The organism is Pseudomonas sp. TE3728, assembly GCF_056279145.1.
This window is the reverse complement of sequence record NZ_JBWBQT010000001.1, coordinates 6,265,847-6,284,371: the sequence shown is the minus strand read 5'-3', so window position 1 is coordinate 6,284,371 and position 18,525 is coordinate 6,265,847. Positions and strand designations below refer to the sequence as shown.

Genomic DNA, 18,525 nt, shown 5'->3' with positions numbered 1-18,525 from the left:
CTTGCCGGCATTGTCGCGCATTGCCGGGTGTTCGGTCATCTATGGCAGAACGCCGCCCTTCTGTAGGAGCTGCCGAAGGCTGCGATCTTTTGATCTTGTTTCTAAAAAAGCAAAGTCAAAAGATCGCAGCCTTCGGCAGCTCCTACAGAGACCACATCTCATTGATTATCGGGATTTCGGTTTCTTCACGTCCAATCGGCGCAAATGGCAGGTCACTTCTTCACGGTCGTGATACAACTGCTTGCAGCCGATCTCGACCCGAATACCCCGCGCCTTGAAGCCGTCGGCAATACGCTCCAGCAAGCGCTTCACTTCGGCATAGCGCTGTTTCATCGGCAGCTTGAGGTTGACCACCGCTTCCCGGCAATGCCCCTCGCCGATCCATTCTTCCAGCATCGCCGCGTTGCGCGCCGGTTTCTCGACGATGTCGCAGACCATCCAGTCGACCGGTTGCTTGGGCTTGAAGGTGAAACCGTCAGCCATCAAATGCTGCACCAAACCAGTGTCCATCAGGCTTTCGGCCATCGGGCCGTTGTCGATGGCCGTCACCAGCATGCCGCGGTTGACCAGTTGCCAGGTCCAGCCACCGGGTGCAGCGCCGAGGTCGACACCGGTCATGTCACTGTGCAGGCGCTCGTCCCACTGGTCGCGGGGAATGAAATGGTGCCAGGCTTCTTCCAGCTTGAGGGTCGAACGGCTCGGCGCTTCACGCGGGAATTTAAGGCGTGGAATGCCCATTGGCCACATCGCCGAATTGTTCGATTCCGCCAGCCCCATGAACACTTCGCGACCACTCTTGAAGGTCAGCAGCAGCCGTGGCTTGTGGGGGTCTTCCACCAGTTTGCCGGCCGCCATCAGCGCCTTGCGCAGGTGGCCTTCAAACTTCTTGCAGAAGTTCGACAGCTCCTTGCCATCGTTGGTGTCGACCATTTCCAGCCACAGGCTGCCGCACAGCGGGAAGTCCGCCATGTGCGCAAGGATCACGCTGATGCGGTCGGTTTCCGGCAGATCGATGAAGATCCCGCGAGCCCACTGGCGAGGGAAGATCAGATCGGCGAAACGCTGGCCACGCATCAGGCGCTCGGCGCCGTCTTCTTCGGTGCAGATAAATTCGGCGCAGGCGCTGGCGGTTTTGGCCTTGGCATAACCGGCCACGTTCAGCCGCGCGGCATGTTCGGAAATCTCGGAACAGACTTCGCTTTCGAAGCCCGGCCGGCAATGCATAAAGAGGGTGTTCATTCTTACTCCTGGGCAGTTGGCGAAGAATTCAGCCACTGCGCGATGCCCAGACTTGCGTTGAAGCAAAGCCTGTCACGAAAATCGGCGCATGATAGCCGAGATCGGAACCTTGGACTTGTCCTTAGGGTCCAGTTATTAGCCTTAATGTCTAAACGGGGCTAGGTTAAAAGCTCTGCCCGCCCCTCAGTCCGTAGCCGTGCGGATTTAAAGGAGTCATTTCAATGCCATCCCTCGATAGCCTGAAAACCCTTAAAACCTTACAAGTCGACGACAAGACCTATCACTATTTCAGCCTGCCCGAAGCCGCCAAGAGCCTGGGTGATCTGGACAAGCTGCCGATGTCGTTGAAAGTGTTGCTGGAAAACCTGCTGCGCTGGGAGGACGAGAAAACCGTCACTGGCGCTGATCTCAAAGCAATTGCCGCCTGGCTGAAGGAGCGCCGCTCCGATCGCGAAATCCAGTACCGGCCCGCGCGGGTATTGATGCAGGACTTTACCGGCGTCCCCGCCGTGGTCGACCTGGCCGCCATGCGCGCGGCCATGGCCAAGGCCGGTGGCGACCCGCAGCGAATCAATCCGCTGTCGCCGGTGGACTTGGTGATCGACCACTCGGTGATGGTCGACAAATACGCCAGCGCAAGCGCCTTCGGACAAAACGTCGACATCGAAATGCAGCGCAACCACGAGCGTTATGCCTTTCTGCGCTGGGGTCAGAGCGCCTTTAACAATTTCAGCGTGGTGCCACCGGGCACCGGCATTTGCCACCAGGTCAACCTCGAGTATCTGGGCCGCACGGTCTGGACCAAGGACGAGGACGGGCGCACCTATGCCTTTCCGGACACGTTGGTCGGCACCGACTCCCACACCACCATGATCAACGGCCTCGGCGTACTCGGCTGGGGTGTCGGCGGGATCGAAGCGGAAGCAGCGATGCTCGGCCAACCGGTGTCGATGCTGATTCCGGAAGTGATCGGTTTCAAACTCACCGGCAAACTCAAGGAAGGCATTACCGCCACCGACCTGGTGCTGACAGTCACCCAGATGCTGCGCAAGAAAGGTGTGGTGGGGAAATTCGTCGAGTTCTACGGCGACGGTCTCGCCGATTTGCCGCTGGCCGATCGCGCGACCATCGCCAACATGGCCCCGGAATATGGCGCCACCTGCGGCTTCTTCCCCGTGGACGAGGTGACACTGGAGTACTTGCGTTTGTCCGGTCGCACTCCGGAAACCGTGAAACTGGTGGAGGCCTACAGCAAGATCCAGGGCCTGTGGCGCCTGCCCGGCAAGGAGCCGGTGTTCACCGACAGCCTGGCCCTGGACATGGGTAGCGTCGAAGCCAGCCTCGCCGGGCCAAAACGTCCCCAGGACCGTGTCTCGTTGCCGAATGTCGCGCAAGCGTTTACTGACTTTCTCGGCCTGCAGTTCAAACCCTCCAGCAAGGAAGAAGGTCGCCTCGAAAGTGAGGGTGGCGGTGGCGTCGCTGTGGGTAACGCCGACCTGATCGGCGAAGCGGATTACCACCACGAAGGGAGTACTTATCGGCTGAAAAACGGTGCGGTGGTGATCGCCGCCATCACGTCCTGCACCAACACCTCCAACCCCAGCGTGATGATGGCGGCCGGGCTGGTGGCGAAAAAAGCCGTGGAGAAAGGCCTGAAACGCAAACCGTGGGTCAAAAGCTCGCTGGCTCCCGGTTCGAAAGTGGTCACCGACTACTACAAGGCAGCGGGCCTGACCCAATACCTTGATCAGCTCGGTTTTGCGCTAGTCGGTTATGGCTGCACCACCTGCATCGGCAACTCCGGGCCGTTGCCGGAGCCGATCGAAAAAGCCATTCAGAAAGCCGACCTGACCGTCGCCTCGGTGCTCTCGGGCAACCGCAACTTCGAAGGTCGCGTGCATCCGCTGGTAAAAACCAACTGGCTGGCCTCCCCGCCTCTGGTCGTCGCCTATGCATTGGCCGGGACGGTGCGCATCGACATCAGCAGCGAGCCATTGGGCAACGACAAGGACGGCCACCCGGTTTATCTGCGAGACATTTGGCCGAGCACCAAAGAAATCGCCGACGCGGTGACTCAGGTGAACACCGCCATGTTCCACAAGGAGTACGCCGAAGTGTTTGCCGGCGACGAACAGTGGCAGGCGATCGAAGTGCCGCAGGCGGCGACTTATGTGTGGAACAACGATTCAACGTATATCCAGCATCCGCCCTTCTTCGATGACATCGGCGGCCCTGCGCCGGTGGTCAAGGACGTCGAAGGGGCGAAAGTCCTCGCGTTGCTTGGCGATTCGGTGACCACCGACCACATTTCCCCGGCCGGTAACATCAAGGCGGACAGCCCTGCCGGCCAGTACCTGCGCGAGCAAGGGGTGGAACCGCGGGACTTCAACTCCTACGGCTCCCGTCGCGGCAACCATCAAGTAATGATGCGCGGTACCTTCGCCAATATCCGGATTCGCAACGAGATGCTCGGCGGCGAAGAAGGCGGCAACACGATTTATATTCCGACCGGGGAGAAGCTGCCGATCTACGACGCGGCCATGCGGTACCAGGCGTCGGGGACACCGCTGGTGGTGATCGCCGGGCAAGAATACGGCACCGGTTCGAGCCGCGACTGGGCGGCCAAGGGCACCAATCTGCTGGGCGTGAAAGCAGTCATCGCCGAGAGCTTCGAGCGAATTCACCGTTCCAACTTGGTCGGCATGGGTGTGTTGCCGTTGCAGTTCAAGCTGGATCAGAACCGCAAGAGCCTGAACCTCACCGGCAAGGAAACCGTGGACATCCTTGGCCTGACGGGCGTTGAACTGACTCCGCGGATGAACCTGACCCTGGTTGTCTCCCGTGAAGACGGTAGCAAGGAAAAGATTGAGGTGTTGTGCCGGATCGATACCCTCAACGAGGTGGAGTACTTCAAGGCCGGGGGGATTTTGCATTACGTGTTGCGGCAATTGATTGCCTCGTAACAGCCTGCTGATAAAACACCGCCTTCGGGCGGTGTTTTTGTTTACGCGGTGTGCGTCTCTATAATCGCCGCGCGCCCGAAAAGATCGCAGCCTTCGGCAGCTCCTACATTGGATTGCATTCCCCTGTAGGAGCTGCCGAAGGCTGCGATCTTTGGCGCCCACACAGACATACCCGCTCTCAAGGACTTCAAATGATCGCTCTGCCATGGACTTATCTGGCACTTCTCTCCATGGGCTATGGCCTGGCGTTGATCTACGGCCATCTCGGCTGGCTGGCCTCGATTTCTTTCGCGCTGCTGCTGTTCGCCGGTTTCGCCGTTCGCCAACAACAGATCCCCATTGGCCGCTACCTCGGCCACGGCCTGTTCATCGTCCTGGCGGTAGCGCTGGCAATGCACTGGCTTCCCGGCTTCTTCAACGGTCGCGCCATTGATCCCCAGCGTTTCACCGACGATGCCGTGCCGTTTGCGATGTACCTGAATCAGGACAAACCGCTGATCGGTTTCTGGCTGTTGCTGATTTGCCCATGGATTGTCGGCCGGCGCTCGTTGCGGCTGTCCGTTTATGCCACCGCCCTCGCCCTGACCGTAAGTGCCGTGCTGGCCTTGGGTGGCGCGCTGTTGCTGGGCGTGATCAGTTGGGCACCGAAGTGGCCGGATCAGGCCTGGTTGTGGGTGTTGAACAATCTGCTACTGGTGACGCTGGTGGAAGAAGCGCTGTTTCGCGGCTACATCCAGGGCGGTCTGAGCCGGCAGTTCAAACACCTGTCTTACGGCGACAACCTCGCGTTATTGCTCGCCTCAATGCTGTTCGGCCTCGCTCATCTGGGTGCCGGTTGGCAATGGGTGTTGTTGGCGGGCCTCGCGGGGGTCGGTTATGGCCTGGCCTACCGTTTCGGCGGATTGGGCGCGGCCATCGCCACCCACTTTGGTTTGAATCTGCTGCATTTCGGGCTGTTCACTTATCCGATGCTCGTTGGCTGACGCAATGGTCGTTTTGCGACGCGTCACTGATTTATGAAAAAAACACTTCAATAAATGCCTGACGATGCCGACAACCTCTCAAAGCCTTGCGGATTGAAAAAGCCATGCGTAACAACCAGCCCATTACCCAACGCGAACGGACCTTCCCGGCTCAGCAACGGTTGATTTCCACCACCGATGCCAAGGGCGTGATCACCTACTGCAACGACGCTTTCGTCGACATCAGCGGGTTTTCTCGTGAGGAACTGATCCGTGCGCCGCATAACCTGGTCCGTCACCCCGACGTCCCGGCTGCGGTGTTCGCGCACATGTGGGGCACACTGAAACAAGGCTTGCCATGGATGGGCATTGTCAAGAATCGCTGCAAGACCGGTGACCACTACTGGGTTAACGCCTATGTCACACCGGTATTCGAGGGCAATCAGCTGGTCGGTTACGAGTCGGTGCGGGTCAAACCCACCGCCGAGCAGATCCGCCGTGCCGAAGCGCTCTACCAACGCATCAACCAGGGCAAGTCAGCCATTCCTCAAAGCGACAAATGGCTGCCGGTGCTTCAGGACTGGCTGCCGTTCATTCTGGTCAGCCAGTTGAGCTTCATGATCGGCGCCACCCTGACGTCCCAATGGGGCTTCGCCCTCGCCGCCGGCCTTTCGGTGCCGTTGGGCTTGATGGGCTTGAGCTGGCAACAGCGCGGTATCAAGCGTTTGCTGCGCCTGGCCGAGCAGACCACGTCCGACCCGCTGATCGCGCAGATGTATACCGACAGCCGTGGCGCCCAGGCACGTTTAGAGATGTCGATCCTCAGTCAGGAAGCACGTTTGAAAACCTGCCTGACCCGCCTGCAGGACACCGCCGAACACCTGACCGAGCAAGCGAAACAGTCCGACACCCTGGCCCACAACAGCTCCACCGGCCTGGAACGTCAACGCGTGGAAACCGAGCAAGTGGCGACCGCTGTGAATCAGATGGCGGCCACCACTCAGGAAGTCGCCAGCCACGTGCAGCGCACCGCCGACGCCACTCAGGAAGCCAATCGCCTGACCGGTCGCGGTCGCGACATCGCCGGGGAAACCCGTGAAGCCATTCAACGCCTGTCGGTGGTGGTCGGTGAAACCGGCCTGACGGTCACGCAACTGGCCAAGGACAGCGACGAAATCGGCGGCGTGGTCGATGTGATCAAAGGCATCGCCGACCAGACCAACCTGCTGGCCTTGAACGCTGCGATTGAAGCCGCGCGTGCCGGCGAGATGGGCCGTGGTTTTGCGGTGGTGGCCGACGAAGTGCGTCAACTGGCGCAACGCACCAGCGAATCCACCGGGCAGATTCACGCCCTGATCGCCAAGCTGCAACAAACCGCCAGCACCGCGGTGCAAACCATGGAAGCCGGGCATCGCCAGGCCGAAGAAGGAGTGGCGCGGGTATTGGAAGCGGATCAGGCGCTGGTGGGCATCAGCGAAGCGGTGGCCAATATCACCGACATGACCACCCAGATCGCTGCCGCCACCGAAGAGCAAAGTGCAGTGGCCGAAGAAATCAGCCGCAATATCAGCAACATCTCGCAACTGGCTGACCAGACCTCGGAACAGGCACAGCACTCGGCGCTGTTGAGCGAAGAATTGACGAAGACCGCGAATACCCAGTATTCGTTGGTGGAGCGGTTTAACCGCTAACAACAAAGTCAAAAGATCGCAGGCTGCGCCAGCTCCTACATTTGAACGGCGTACACCCTGTAGGAGCTGCCGAAGGCTGCGATCTTTTTATCTTGCTTCTCACAGAAATCCGGCGACCTTCTTCGCTGTCGTGTCCAAGTGCTGCTCATGCGTAAACCCGGAAGCCTTCAATGGCTTCAAATCATGATCCCCCGCGACCAGCCAAAACACCTCGATGCTCGGCGCCAATTCATACCCCTCAACCGCCTCACGATTACCCAACGCATCCCGCTCACCCTGCACAATCAACGTCCGCGTCTTCAGCCCAGCCAGATGCTCGACCCGTGGTGTCTCCGGTTTGCCGACGGCATAAAACGGATACCCCAGGCACACCAGCGCATCCGCGCCCAACTCATCGGCCAACAAACTCGCCATCCGCCCGCCCATGGACTTGCCGCCAATGGCCAGGCGTCCAGCGACATGGCGTCGCACCACGGCATACACCTCACGCCAGCATTCCTGCAATTTGGGCGCCGGGTTCGGGGGACGTTTACCGCCATCGATACGCCGCTGCGCCATGTAGGGAAACTCGAAGCGCAACACGTTGACCCCATGCGCGGCAAGGCGCTCAGCCATGTCGCTCATCCAGACGCTATCCATCGGCGCACCGGCACCGTGAGCGAGAATCAGCGTCGCCGAGGCCGGCGCTGTGGCGGCATTCCACAACCATCCATGATCTCGCACACACTGCGCCCATTGATCCCCGTCAATACTGGCCTTGTGCTCTTTGTCCATGCTTGCCTCGCTTTTAGTCTGCCTATAACTCCAGGCGAAGGGAGCGTTGCCTCGCGCAAACGCCCTCACTTCGACTGAACCGTGGATGGGGAACCATGAACACTTCTATCAGTACCGCCTACAACTACAAGGTGGTCCGCCAATTCGCCATTATGACGGTGGTGTGGGGCATCGTCGGCATGGGGCTCGGGGTTTTTCTCGCCGCCCAATTGGTCTGGCCTGAACTCAACTTCAACCTGCCGTGGACCAGCTTCGGCCGTCTGCGCCCGTTGCATACCAACGCGGTGATCTTCGCTTTCGGCGGTTGTGCCCTGTTCGCCAGTTCGTTCTACTCGGTACAACGCACCTGCCAGACCCGACTGTTCGCGCCGAAAATCGCCGCGTTCTGCTTCTGGGGCTGGCAACTGGTGATCTTGCTGGCGGCCATCAGCCTGCCACTGGGTTACACCAGTTCCAAGGAGTACGCCGAGCTGGAATGGCCGATCGACATCCTGATCACCATCGTCTGGGTGGCTTATGCCGTCGTGTTCTTCGGCACGATCATGCAGCGCAAGACCAAACACATTTATGTCGGTAACTGGTTCTTCGGTGGCTTCATCATCACCGTGGCGATCCTGCACATCGTCAACAACCTGGAATTGCCGGTAAGTTTCACCAAGTCCTACTCGCTGTACGCCGGTGCGACCGATGCCATGGTGCAGTGGTGGTACGGACACAACGCCGTAGGCTTTTTCCTCACCGCCGGTTTCCTCGGGATGATGTACTACTTCGTGCCAAAACAGGCCGAGCGTCCGGTGTATTCCTATCGCTTGTCGATCGTGCACTTCTGGGCGCTGATCACCCTGTACATCTGGGCCGGCCCACACCACTTGCACTACACCGCGCTGCCGGACTGGGCGCAGTCGTTGGGCATGGTGATGTCGCTGATCCTGTTGGCACCGAGCTGGGGCGGGATGATCAACGGCATGATGACGCTGTCGGGCGCCTGGCATAAGTTGCGCAGCGACCCGATCCTGCGCTTCCTCGTGGTGTCGCTGGCGTTCTACGGCATGTCGACCTTCGAAGGGCCGATGATGGCGATCAAAACCGTGAACGCCCTCTCCCACTACACCGACTGGACCATCGGCCACGTTCACGCCGGCGCCCTCGGTTGGGTAGCGATGATCTCCATTGGCGCGCTGTACCACATGATCCCGAAAATCTTCGGCCGCACACAGATGCACAGCATCGGCCTGATCAACGCGCACTTCTGGCTCGCGACCATCGGCACCGTGCTGTACATCGCTTCGATGTGGGTCAACGGCATCGCCCAAGGCCTCATGTGGCGCGCTGTCAATGAGGACGGCACGCTGACCTACTCCTTCGTCGAAACCCTGGTGGCCAGCCACCCAGGCTTCGTCGTGCGTCTGGTAGGCGGTGCGATTTTCTTCAGCGGCATGTTGCTGATGGCCTACAACACCTGGCGCACCGTGCGGGCCTCGCAGCCTGCCGAAGCCGCCGCTGCCGCGCAGATCGCCTGAGGAGGCCGCCATGAAACACGAAACAATCGAGAAAAACGTCGGCCTGCTGATGTTGCTGATGGTGCTGGCCGTGAGCATCGGCGGCCTGACCCAGATCGTCCCGCTGTTCTTCCAGGACGTGACCAATAAACCGGTGGAAGGCATGAAGCCCTACACCGCGTTGCAACTGGAAGGTCGTGACATCTACATCCGCGAAGGCTGCGTCGGTTGCCATTCGCAGATGATCCGTCCGTTCCGCGCCGAGACCGAACGCTACGGCCACTACTCGGTGGCCGGTGAAAGCGTGTGGGATCACCCGTTCCTGTGGGGCTCGAAACGTACCGGCCCGGACCTCGCCCGGGTCGGTGGTCGCTACTCCGAAGACTGGCACCGCGCGCACTTGTACAACCCGCGCAACGTGGTGCCTGAATCGAAGATGCCGGCCTACCCGTGGCTGGTGGACAACAAGGTCGATAGCAGCCACACCGAAACCAAGATCCGCGCCATGCGCACCCTCGGCGTGCCGTACACCGATGAAGACATTACAGGTTCAGTCGCCTCACTCCAGGGCAAGACCGAAATGGACGCATTGGTTGCTTACCTGCAAGTGCTCGGCACATCCATCAAGAGCAAGAGGTGAGCCATGGCCATGCCCTTTGAAATCGTAAGCGTAATGAGCAGTGGAATGATCCGCGGCCTGGGCACGGTCGTGGTGTTCGTAGCCTTCGTCGGCCTGACGCTGTGGGTGTTCAACCGCAAGCGCAATCCGGAATTCGCCGAAGCACGCCTGCTGCCGTTCGCCGACGAGCCGCATCCCGACAACGCCAACACTCAAGAATCTGCAACAACAAGGAGTACCCGGCCATGACCATCTTCTGGAGTACGTGGATCTGCGTACTGACCATTGGCAGCCTGATCGGCCTGACCTGGCTGCTGATCGGCACCCGCAAGGGCGAAACCAAGGGCAGCGTCGACCAGACCATGGGCCACAGCTTCGACGGCATCGAGGAGTACGACAACCCGCTGCCGCAGTGGTGGTTCATGCTGTTCGCCGGCACGTTGGTGTTTGCCGTCGGTTATCTGGTGCTTTACCCGGGCCTGGGCAACTGGAAAGGCATCTTGCCCGGTTATGAGGACGGCTGGACTGGTGTCCACGAATGGGAAAAGGAGATGAACAAGGCTGACGCGAAGTTCCGGCCGATCTTCGCCAAATTCGCTGCCATGCCCATCGAAGAAGTGGCCAAGGACCCGCTAGCCCTGAAAATGGGCGGTCGTCTGTTTGCGTCCAATTGCTCGGTGTGCCACGGCTCGGATGCCAAGGGCGCGTTCGGTTTCCCCAACCTGGCGGACAACAACTGGCGCTGGGGCGGCGATGCCGAAATGATCAAAACGACCATCATGGGCGGTCGCATGGCCGCGATGCCGGCCTGGGGAGAAATCCTCGGTGACGCCGGCGTGAAGAACGTCGCCGCTTATGTGCGTCACGAACTGGCCGGCCTGCCCTTGCCGGAAGGCAGCACAGCCGATCTGCACGCTGGACAGCAAGCGTTCAGCACCACCTGCGTAGCCTGTCATGGGGCAAACGGCCAGGGCACTGAAGCCATGGGGGCGCCGAACCTGACGCAACCGGCCGGATTTATCTACGGTACAAGCCTGGCGCAACTGCAACAAACCATTCGTCATGGCCGCCAGGGCCATATGCCGGCGCAGAACGAACTGCTCGGCAACGACAAGGTGCAATTGCTGGCCGCTTACGTATACAGCCTGTCTCAAGGTCTGAGCACCGAGCGTTTACAGGCTGAAGGCAAAAGCGAATAAATCTCGTCCGCGCAACGCCGCATTCACCCGGATGCGGCAGTTCCCTGCCCCTTTGCGACGCATTGTCGCACCCTCCCTTGGTCTTCCTTTCGGTTCGCCGGATTCGGGTCTAAGCTTCCCTGCGATGCGGACTGGCCAGCGCCGGTTCCAGGTCGATTCAACCCGATGTGTTCGACGAATTTGCTCGATGACAGGCCGCAAAGGCTGGTAGACACCGGCTATCGTCCCCGTTGCCCTCTGTTACCCGATCGTCGTGTTTGAACATACCCCGTTACAACTGACCTGAACCCCTCGCCTCTTTGATCCGTTACGACATTTTGTCCGAGGGCAATTTTGTCCTTACGCGGCGCATGGAAAGGCCGCAGAATAAGCTTTTGAAAGCATTGACCTACGTCATGGCGCGTTGCAATGACCCCCCGCTTTCTACATACTTGCGGCCGATTTTTACTCCTAATAAAACACCCAAACCGTGGAACCTTAGAATGAGCACAGCAATCAGTCCGACTGCTTATAACTATAAGGTAGTCCGCCAGTTCGCCATCATGACGGTGGTCTGGGGGATCCTTGGCATGGGGCTCGGTGTCTTCATCGCCTCGCAACTGGTCTGGCCGGAGTTGAACTTCGGTCTGGCATGGACGAGCTTTGGACGCCTGCGCCCGCTGCACACCAACCTGGTGATTTTCGCCTTCGGTGGGTGTGCTCTGTTTGCCACTTCCTATTACGTCGTGCAGCGAACCTGCCAAACGCGACTGATTTCCGACAGCCTCGCGGCCTTCACCTTCTGGGGTTGGCAAGCGGTGATAGTCGGCGCGATCGTTACCTTGCCGATGGGTTTCACGACCACCAAGGAATACGCGGAACTTGAATGGCCTCTGGCTATTCTGCTGGCCATCGTCTGGGTCACCTACGGTCTGGTGTTCTTCGGCACCATCGTCAAGCGCAAGACCAAGCACATCTATGTCGGTAACTGGTTCTACGGTGCCTTCATCGTCGTGACCGCGATGCTGCACATCGTCAACCACGCGTCCCTGCCGGTCAGTTTCTTCAAGTCCTACTCGGCTTACTCGGGTGCGACTGATGCGATGATCCAGTGGTGGTACGGCCACAACGCGGTAGGTTTCTTCCTGACCACCGGCTTCCTGGGGATGATGTACTACTTCGTTCCGAAGCAGGCCGAGCGTCCGATCTACTCCTATCGTCTGTCGATCGTGCACTTCTGGGCGCTGATCACCCTGTACATCTGGGCCGGTCCACACCACCTGCACTACACCGCGCTGCCGGACTGGGCTCAATCCCTGGGCATGGCCATGTCGATCATCCTGCTGGCACCCAGCTGGGGCGGCATGATCAACGGCATGATGACCTTGTCGGGTGCCTGGCATAAGCTGCGCACCGACCCGATCCTGCGCTTCCTCGTGGTATCGCTGGCGTTCTACGGCATGTCGACCTTCGAAGGCCCGATGATGGCCATCAAGACCGTCAACTCGCTGTCGCACTACACCGACTGGACCATTGGCCACGTACACGCCGGCGCGCTTGGCTGGGTAGCGATGATTTCGATCGGCGCGATCTACCACATGATCCCGAAACTGTTCGGTCGTACGCAGATGCACAGCATCGGCCTGATCAACACGCACTTCTGGCTCGCGACCATCGGTACCGTTCTGTACATCGCGTCGATGTGGGTCAACGGCATCACCCAGGGCCTGATGTGGCGTGCAATCAACGACGACGGCACCCTCACCTACTCGTTCGTTGAAGCGCTGCAAGCCAGCCACCCAGGTTTCATCGTTCGCGCCCTGGGCGGTGCGTTCTTTGCCAGCGGCATGCTGTTCATGGCCTACAACGTATGGCGTACCGTACGTGCCTCGAACCCGGCTGAAGCCAAAGCTGCTGAACAGATTGCTGTAGTTGGAGCTCACTGATGAAGCATGAAGCAGTCGAGAAGAATATTGGCCTGCTGGCCTTCTTCATGGTTATCGCCGTCAGCATTGGCGGCCTGACTCAAATCGTTCCGCTGTTTTTCCAGGACGTCACCAACAAGCCGGTCGAGGGCATGAAGCCGCGTACCGCCCTTGAGCTGGAAGGCCGCGACGTGTACATCGCCAACGGTTGTGTCGGCTGCCACTCGCAGATGATCCGCCCGTTCCGTGCTGAAACCGAACGTTACGGCCACTACTCGGTCGCCGGTGAAAGCGTTTGGGACCACCCGTTCCTGTGGGGTTCCAAGCGTACCGGTCCGGACCTGGCCCGTGTCGGTGGTCGTTACTCCGATGACTGGCAGCGTGCGCACTTGTACAACCCGCGCAACGTGGTGCCTGAGTCGAAAATGCCGGCCTACCCGTTCCTCGTGGAAAACAAGCTCGACGGCAAAGACACCGCCAAGAAAATGGAAGTCTTGCGCACGCTCGGCGTCCCTTACACCGACGAAGACATCGCCGGTGCCAAGGATGCTGTGAAGGGCAAAACCGAAATGGACGCGCTGGTGGCCTATCTGCAAGGCCTGGGCACCATCATCAAAAGCAAACGGTGATTTAGATGGATATCGGGATGATTCGTGGCCTGGGCACCGTTGTTGTGATGGTGGCCTTCATCGGTCTGGCGCTGTGGGTGTTCAGCCCCAAGCGCAAGTCGGAGTTTGAAGACGCGACCTTGCTGCCTTTCGCGGATGATCCCGAAGCCATCAAGCACGTCGAGCAAGCTTCTAGGAGTAACAAAGAATGACTACGTTCTGGAGTCTGTACGTCACAGTCCTCAGTCTCGGCACCATCTTCGCCCTGACCTGGCTGCTGCTGTCCACCCGCAAGGGTCAGCGCAGCGAATCCACCGATGAAACGGTCGGCCACTCCTTCGACGGGATCGAGGAGTATGACAACCCGCTGCCGAAATGGTGGTTCATGCTGTTCGTGGGCACCATCATCTTCGCCCTCGGCTACCTGGTGCTGTACCCGGGCCTGGGTAACTGGAAAGGCCTGTTGCCGGGTTACAACTACCTGGATAACGAGAAGCAGACCGCGTTCGCCAACGGCCAGACCGGCTGGACCGGCGTTCACGAATGGGAAAAGGAAATGCTCAGGTCGGACGCCAAGTTTGGCCCGATCTTCGCCAAGTTCGCCTCCATGCCAATCGAAGAAGTTGCCAAAGACCCGCAAGCCCTGAAGATGGGTGGCCGCCTGTTCGCCTCCAACTGCTCGGTCTGCCACGGTTCCGACGCCAAAGGCGCCTATGGTTTTCCTAACCTGACCGACGCCGACTGGCGCTGGGGCGGTGAGGCGCAAACCATCAAGACCACCATCATGGGCGGTCGTCACGCCGTGATGCCGGCTTGGGCTGAAGTGATCGGCGAGCAAGGCGTTGCTGACGTTGCCGCGTTCGTACTGACCAACCTGGATGGCCGCAAGCTGCCTGAAGGCACCAAGGCTGACCCGGTTGCCGGGCAGAAACTGTTCGCCGCCAACTGCGTGGCGTGCCACGGCCCGGCCGGCAAAGGTACGCCAGCCATGGGCGCCCCTGACCTGACCCACCCGGCGGCGTTCATCTACGGTTCGAGCTTCGCTCAACTGCAGCAGACCATCCGTTACGGTCGTCAGGGCCAGATGCCTGCGCAAGAACAGCTGCAAGGCAACGACAAGGTTCACCTGCTGGCCGCTTACGTCTACAGCCTCTCTCACGGTGAGAAAGCGCCGGAAGCGGACGCCCAGTAAGGCAAACGCTTGATCGCAACAACAAACGGCCCCGCCCATGTAAATTGGCGGGGCCGTTTTCATTTCAGCTCAAACCTGCTTACTTCAAGACAGGAATGACCCTCACGGCTTCACGGCTGGGCCAGTTACTGTTATGTACTGCGCTGATTTTCAGAGACTGTCGATCATCGGTAAAACTGGCAATAAGATAGGTTTGCTGGGAAGCAGAACCACTCATGAATACGGGCACTTCGCCAAACAGCTCCCATTTTCTGGAGTACATATGGATCCCTACTCCCTTGTGATCATGCCCGCCAAATACAGCGGTCACCTTGTAGTGGTTGATCATCTGTTTAAATCGGGAAATCTGCGCATCATTGCCAGCCCAGTCATAGACCTTGTGCATATTGAGAATAATGATTTTCCCCTGTGCTCTCGCGCTTTTCAGATCACGCTCAAGCCAGTCCAGCGCATCAGTAATTTCAAAGGACGTTCGAGCCAACGGATTACCGGAAGTAAAATTAACTGTATAGGTCGGCTCATTATTCAATTGTACAAAATGCACATCACCAAAACCCTTTGAGTAGGCGAGACTGCCGTAATAAATTTTCCCAAGACCCGAACTTCTTGCCGCCAAGTCCATGGACACCCCATTTCCCCAATAGCGTGTCTTGAGGTCATTGATACTCCCGGCCGCACAATTATTCCAAAAACAATCATCTACATTATTGGCATAATCATGGTTCCCCAAACCATAGTCATAAAGCCCCAGCAGCTTCTTCTCAAAAACCCCCCTCATGTACGAACGCTCGCCTCCATGACCAAACGCCGTGATATCTCCATTAATCATTACAGGTATACGGTGAGCGCCGCCATTAAGGCTTCTGAAGCTCGCGATATCGGAATACTGCAACTCGATCAGTTCTCTTGACCGAGCTTCCTTGTTGGGATCCTGTTCACCCTTATCGGTAAGATCACTCCAGGGATATTGCGAATCCGAGGCAAATATCATGTGTTGCGGTGCTTCTGCAAAAGCAACACTTGAGCCCCAGCAATTAACTAACGCCAAGGCAAGGCATGCCAGCCACTTATTCATTGATAACTTCATTGAAACCCATTTCCATTGATATTGATTAGCCGCTCTTCGCAGCCATTACGTTGAAGCCGCAAAATACAATAAGCCCTGTTAACTCGCAAACAAATGAAACTTTCAAACCAATTAAATATATGTCTGACATTTCGTTAGTTAAGAATAAAATATATGAACTCACTCTAACGAGTGCCGAGCAAGCAGAAAAAAACGCCCCCGCCAATGAGAATTGGCGGGGGCGTTTGCATTTCGACGCCTTCATAATTTGAGACGAATGCTCAATAGACTCGTATTTCAGCGCCCTGTAGCTTCCCTTTTCACCCTGACGAGCAACGTGAGGACCACCGTTCAATAGATGCATTTCAAGGAAGAACCCTATGCGAGAGTCTGACTACGATTGTGTGCTATCCCACGAGGATTTCACTTACGTTATCAACGATGTTGAGGACACGCCCTCAGACAACGAAAGCACAAAACCGGCCACCGAAGATGTCGGTAGAAAAAAAGACAGCGGGCTGGACAGCCTGGGAGACGGAAGGCTGCCTTGATGCCTTCTCAGAATAAATGAGCCGCTGCGCTCCAAGGAGCGGCTCATGAGAGGTGATTCATGGATCGTCTATAGTCAATTGATCTGGATCATGACTTGTTGCATCTGCTACACCATCCACGCCCTCCCCCCAACGCGACCAAAGGTCGCACCCTTGATCTAGAGCGACAGGCGTATCATTGCGCCACTGCAACACCTCTTTTTGACCGCGGTCGGCACGTACTGACCGAGGCATTTTTCCACTGCCGTGGGATGCAACGATGAGCAATCAGATTCCGGTACACGACGTCACTCCGCCTGCCAAGAACGCGAACAACAGCGTCGACCTCTACGCCTCTCGAGAAAAGATCTACACCCGCGCCTTCACCGGCCTATTCCGCAATTTGCGGATGATCGGCGGGGCCGGGCTGTTTCTGCTGTATTTCGGCACGGTGTGGCTGAACTGGGGCGGTCATCAGGCCGTCTGGTGGAACCTGCCGGAGCGTAAATTCTTCATTTTTGGCGCGACCTTCTGGCCTCAGGATTTCATCCTGCTCTCGGGCATTCTGATCATCAGTGCCTTCGGCCTGTTTTTCATTACCGTGTATGCCGGTCGGGTCTGGTGTGGCTACACCTGCCCGCAAAGCGTCTGGACCTGGATCTTCATGTGGTGCGAAAAGGTCACCGAAGGCGACCGCAACCAGCGTATCAAGCTCGACAAGGCGCCGATGAGCGCCAACAAATTCCTGCGCAAGTTCAGCAAGCACACAATGTGGCTGCTGATCGGTTTCGTGACCGGCATGACCTTCGTCGGTTACTTCTCGCCGATTCGCGAACTGGTGATCGAGTTCTTCACCGGCCAGGCGGATGGCTGGTCGTATTTCTGGGTCGGCTTCTTCACCCTCGCCACTTACGGCAACGCCGGCTGGTTGCGCGAGCAGGTGTGCATCTACATGTGCCCGTATGCACGCTTCCAGAGCGTGATGTTCGACAAGGACACGCTGATCGTCTCCTACGACCCGCGCCGTGGCGAAAGCCGTGGCCCGCGCAAGAAAGGCATCGACTACAAGGCTCAGGGTCTTGGCGATTGCATCGACTGCACGATGTGCGTCCAGGTCTGCCCCACCGGTATCGACATCCGCGACGGCCTGCAAGTCGAATGCATCGGCTGCGCGGCGTGCATTGACGCCTGCGACAGCATCATGGACAAGATGGATTACCCGCGCGGCCTGATCAGCTACACCACCGAGCACAACCTGTCGGGGCAAAAAACCAATAAACTGCGTCCACGCCTGATCGGCTATGCCACAGTGCTGCTGGCGATGATCGCGCTGCTGATGACTGCATTCTTCATGCGCTCGCTGGTCGGCTTCGATGTCAGTAAAGACCGTGTGTTGTACCGCGAGAACGCTGAAGGCCGGATCGAAAACGTCTACAGCCTGAAGATCATGAACAAGGACCAGCACGACCATACCTATGTGCTCGAAGCTACCGGCCTGCCGGACCTCAAGCTGCAAGGCAAGCGCGAGATCAAAGTCGCCGCCGGGGAGATTTTCAGCCAGCCGGTGGAACTGTCCAGCGCACCGGAACAACTGCCGTCGAGCACCAACGAGGTGACATTCATCCTCAAGGATGCCGACGACGCCAACGTCCACGTTGAAGCCAAGAGCCGATTCATCGGCCCACAAACTCGTTGAGAGAAATGACCATGCCCGCTGCAACTGCCGCAAGTCCCTGGTACAAGCACCTTTGGCCGTGGATCATCATCGCCATCCTGGCTTGCTCGGTGACCTTGACCCTGTCGATGGTGACCATCGCGGTGAACAACCCGGACAACCTGGTCAACGACAACTATTACGAGGCCGGCAAGGGTATTAACCGTTCACTGGACCGTGAACTGCTGGCCCAGACCCTGCAACTGCGTGCCAGCGTGCATCTGGATGACGTGACCGGCGAAGTCGACCTGCGCCTGAGCGGCAACAGCCAGCCGAAAACCCTTGAACTGAACCTGATTTCACCCACCCAGCCGGAGAAGGATCGCAAGATCACCCTGGCCCGCAGTGAAACCGAACAGGGCCGTTACATTGGCCAGTTGAGTGACAAAATTGAAGGTCGTCGCTTCGTCGAGTTGCTGGGTGTTCAGGATGACAAGATCTGGCGCATGTTCGAAGAAGAACAGGTCAGCCATGCCAAGGATCTGCTGCTGGGCGATGAGCCGCTGCAGGGCGCGGAAGACCTGAAGAAATAAGCCCTACCCTGATCGTTCCCATGCTCTGCGTG

General features: G+C 58.4%; 16 protein-coding genes. 13 read left to right on the top strand and 3 right to left on the bottom strand.

Translation table 11 applies throughout. The features are described 5' to 3' along the window. Positions 1–165: 165 nt before the first annotated feature. Positions 166–1,239: a 23S rRNA (cytidine(2498)-2'-O)-methyltransferase RlmM gene (gene rlmM / locus ACZ89R_RS27815; protein WP_427625553.1), complete on the bottom strand. Its 1,074-nt coding sequence runs from the start codon at positions 1,237–1,239 to the stop codon at positions 166–168. A 221-nt stretch (positions 1,240–1,460) separates the two neighbouring features. On the opposite strand from rlmM, the gene acnA reads away from it, so the two are divergent. The 3 genes from acnA to ACZ89R_RS27800 all read left to right on the top strand — a co-directional run bounded on the left by acnA (position 1,461) and on the right by ACZ89R_RS27800 (position 6,855). Further along, positions 1,461–4,202: an aconitate hydratase AcnA gene (gene acnA, locus ACZ89R_RS27810; RefSeq protein WP_429547478.1), complete on the top strand. Its 2,742-nt coding sequence runs from the start codon at positions 1,461–1,463 to the stop codon at positions 4,200–4,202. A gap of 191 nt (positions 4,203–4,393) precedes the next feature. Then, positions 4,394–5,185, top strand: a complete 792-nt coding sequence (locus ACZ89R_RS27805; protein WP_123496468.1) for a CPBP family intramembrane glutamic endopeptidase — start codon at positions 4,394–4,396, stop codon at positions 5,183–5,185. A 104-nt stretch (positions 5,186–5,289) separates the two neighbouring features. Next, positions 5,290–6,855, top strand: a complete 1,566-nt coding sequence (locus tag ACZ89R_RS27800) for a methyl-accepting chemotaxis protein (RefSeq protein ID WP_429547479.1) — start codon at positions 5,290–5,292, stop codon at positions 6,853–6,855. 99 nt (positions 6,856–6,954) lie between these two features. On the opposite strand, the gene ACZ89R_RS27795 is transcribed toward ACZ89R_RS27800, so the two are convergent. Continuing rightward, positions 6,955–7,629, bottom strand: a complete 675-nt coding sequence (locus ACZ89R_RS27795; protein ID WP_429547480.1) for an alpha/beta family hydrolase — start codon at positions 7,627–7,629, stop codon at positions 6,955–6,957. A 95-nt stretch (positions 7,630–7,724) separates the two neighbouring features. Between ACZ89R_RS27795 and ccoN (ACZ89R_RS27790) the strand changes: the two genes are divergently transcribed. From ccoN (ACZ89R_RS27790) to ccoP (ACZ89R_RS27755), 8 genes are all read left to right on the top strand, one after another. Then, positions 7,725–9,149 carry a cytochrome-c oxidase, cbb3-type subunit I gene (gene ccoN / locus ACZ89R_RS27790; RefSeq protein WP_074875101.1) on the top strand — a complete coding sequence of 475 codons (1,425 nt, stop codon included), beginning with the start codon at positions 7,725–7,727 and terminating at the stop codon, positions 9,147–9,149. A 10-nt stretch (positions 9,150–9,159) separates the two neighbouring features. Further along, the gene (gene ccoO, locus ACZ89R_RS27785) at positions 9,160–9,768 is read left to right on the top strand and encodes a cytochrome-c oxidase, cbb3-type subunit II (protein WP_074875099.1); all 609 of its coding nucleotides are present in this window, start codon (positions 9,160–9,162) and stop codon (positions 9,766–9,768) included. A gap of 21 nt (positions 9,769–9,789) precedes the next feature. Next, complete coding sequence (locus ACZ89R_RS27780; protein WP_427625570.1) at positions 9,790–9,996, top strand: cbb3-type cytochrome oxidase subunit 3; 207 nt, start codon at positions 9,790–9,792, stop codon at positions 9,994–9,996. Next, positions 9,993–10,946 carry a cytochrome-c oxidase, cbb3-type subunit III gene (gene ccoP, locus ACZ89R_RS27775; RefSeq protein ID WP_429547481.1) on the top strand — a complete coding sequence of 318 codons (954 nt, stop codon included), beginning with the start codon at positions 9,993–9,995 and terminating at the stop codon, positions 10,944–10,946. The genes ACZ89R_RS27780 and ccoP (ACZ89R_RS27775) overlap by 4 nt, the downstream gene beginning before the upstream one ends. A 482-nt stretch (positions 10,947–11,428) precedes the next feature. Continuing rightward, the gene (ccoN, locus tag ACZ89R_RS27770) at positions 11,429–12,871 is read left to right on the top strand and encodes a cytochrome-c oxidase, cbb3-type subunit I (RefSeq protein WP_007905436.1); all 1,443 of its coding nucleotides are present in this window, start codon (positions 11,429–11,431) and stop codon (positions 12,869–12,871) included. Further along, positions 12,871–13,479 carry a cytochrome-c oxidase, cbb3-type subunit II gene (gene ccoO, locus ACZ89R_RS27765; RefSeq protein ID WP_009042961.1) on the top strand — a complete coding sequence of 203 codons (609 nt, stop codon included), beginning with the start codon at positions 12,871–12,873 and terminating at the stop codon, positions 13,477–13,479. Before ccoN (ACZ89R_RS27770) ends, ccoO (ACZ89R_RS27765) begins: the two co-directional genes overlap by 1 nt. 5 nt (positions 13,480–13,484) lie before the next feature. Then, the gene (locus tag ACZ89R_RS27760; RefSeq protein WP_003175465.1) at positions 13,485–13,670 is read left to right on the top strand and encodes a CcoQ/FixQ family Cbb3-type cytochrome c oxidase assembly chaperone; all 186 of its coding nucleotides are present in this window, start codon (positions 13,485–13,487) and stop codon (positions 13,668–13,670) included. Next, the gene (gene ccoP / locus ACZ89R_RS27755) at positions 13,667–14,650 is read left to right on the top strand and encodes a cytochrome-c oxidase, cbb3-type subunit III (RefSeq protein WP_429547482.1); all 984 of its coding nucleotides are present in this window, start codon (positions 13,667–13,669) and stop codon (positions 14,648–14,650) included. The genes ACZ89R_RS27760 and ccoP (ACZ89R_RS27755) overlap by 4 nt, the downstream gene beginning before the upstream one ends. Before the next feature lie 79 nt (positions 14,651–14,729). Here the strand turns inward: ccoP (ACZ89R_RS27755) and ACZ89R_RS27750 are convergent, their stop codons facing one another. Further along, on the bottom strand, positions 14,730–15,725 hold the full coding sequence (locus ACZ89R_RS27750; RefSeq protein WP_429547483.1) for a metallophosphoesterase family protein: 996 nt from the start codon (positions 15,723–15,725) through the stop codon (positions 14,730–14,732). 801 nt (positions 15,726–16,526) lie between these two features. Here ACZ89R_RS27750 and ccoG point away from each other — a divergent pair. Both ccoG and ACZ89R_RS27740 read left to right on the top strand, forming a co-directional pair. After that, positions 16,527–17,942, top strand: a complete 1,416-nt coding sequence (ccoG, locus tag ACZ89R_RS27745; RefSeq protein WP_429547484.1) for a cytochrome c oxidase accessory protein CcoG — start codon at positions 16,527–16,529, stop codon at positions 17,940–17,942. Between the two features lie 11 nt (positions 17,943–17,953). Further along, on the top strand, positions 17,954–18,493 hold the full coding sequence (locus ACZ89R_RS27740) for a FixH family protein (RefSeq protein ID WP_123360013.1): 540 nt from the start codon (positions 17,954–17,956) through the stop codon (positions 18,491–18,493). Positions 18,494–18,525 lie beyond the last annotated feature (32 nt).

Coding starts and splice junctions, on each gene's coding strand:
- ACZ89R_RS27800 (WP_429547479.1), top strand. CDS start 5,290: ATGCGTAACAACCAGCCCATTACCCAACGCGAACGGACCTTCCCGGCT.
- ACZ89R_RS27760 (WP_003175465.1), top strand. CDS start 13,485: ATGGATATCGGGATGATTCGTGGCCTGGGCACCGTTGTTGTGATGGTG.
- ccoO (WP_074875099.1), top strand. CDS start 9,160: ATGAAACACGAAACAATCGAGAAAAACGTCGGCCTGCTGATGTTGCTG.
- rlmM (WP_427625553.1), bottom strand. CDS start 1,239: ATGAACACCCTCTTTATGCATTGCCGGCCGGGCTTCGAAAGCGAAGTC.
- ACZ89R_RS27795 (WP_429547480.1), bottom strand. CDS start 7,629: ATGGACAAAGAGCACAAGGCCAGTATTGACGGGGATCAATGGGCGCAG.
- ccoO (WP_009042961.1), top strand. CDS start 12,871: ATGAAGCATGAAGCAGTCGAGAAGAATATTGGCCTGCTGGCCTTCTTC.
- ccoP (WP_429547482.1), top strand. CDS start 13,667: ATGACTACGTTCTGGAGTCTGTACGTCACAGTCCTCAGTCTCGGCACC.
- ccoP (WP_429547481.1), top strand. CDS start 9,993: ATGACCATCTTCTGGAGTACGTGGATCTGCGTACTGACCATTGGCAGC.
- ACZ89R_RS27750 (WP_429547483.1), bottom strand. CDS start 15,725: ATGAATAAGTGGCTGGCATGCCTTGCCTTGGCGTTAGTTAATTGCTGG.
- ACZ89R_RS27740 (WP_123360013.1), top strand. CDS start 17,954: ATGCCCGCTGCAACTGCCGCAAGTCCCTGGTACAAGCACCTTTGGCCG.
- ccoG (WP_429547484.1), top strand. CDS start 16,527: ATGAGCAATCAGATTCCGGTACACGACGTCACTCCGCCTGCCAAGAAC.
- acnA (WP_429547478.1), top strand. CDS start 1,461: ATGCCATCCCTCGATAGCCTGAAAACCCTTAAAACCTTACAAGTCGAC.
- ccoN (WP_007905436.1), top strand. CDS start 11,429: ATGAGCACAGCAATCAGTCCGACTGCTTATAACTATAAGGTAGTCCGC.
- ccoN (WP_074875101.1), top strand. CDS start 7,725: ATGAACACTTCTATCAGTACCGCCTACAACTACAAGGTGGTCCGCCAA.
- ACZ89R_RS27805 (WP_123496468.1), top strand. CDS start 4,394: ATGATCGCTCTGCCATGGACTTATCTGGCACTTCTCTCCATGGGCTAT.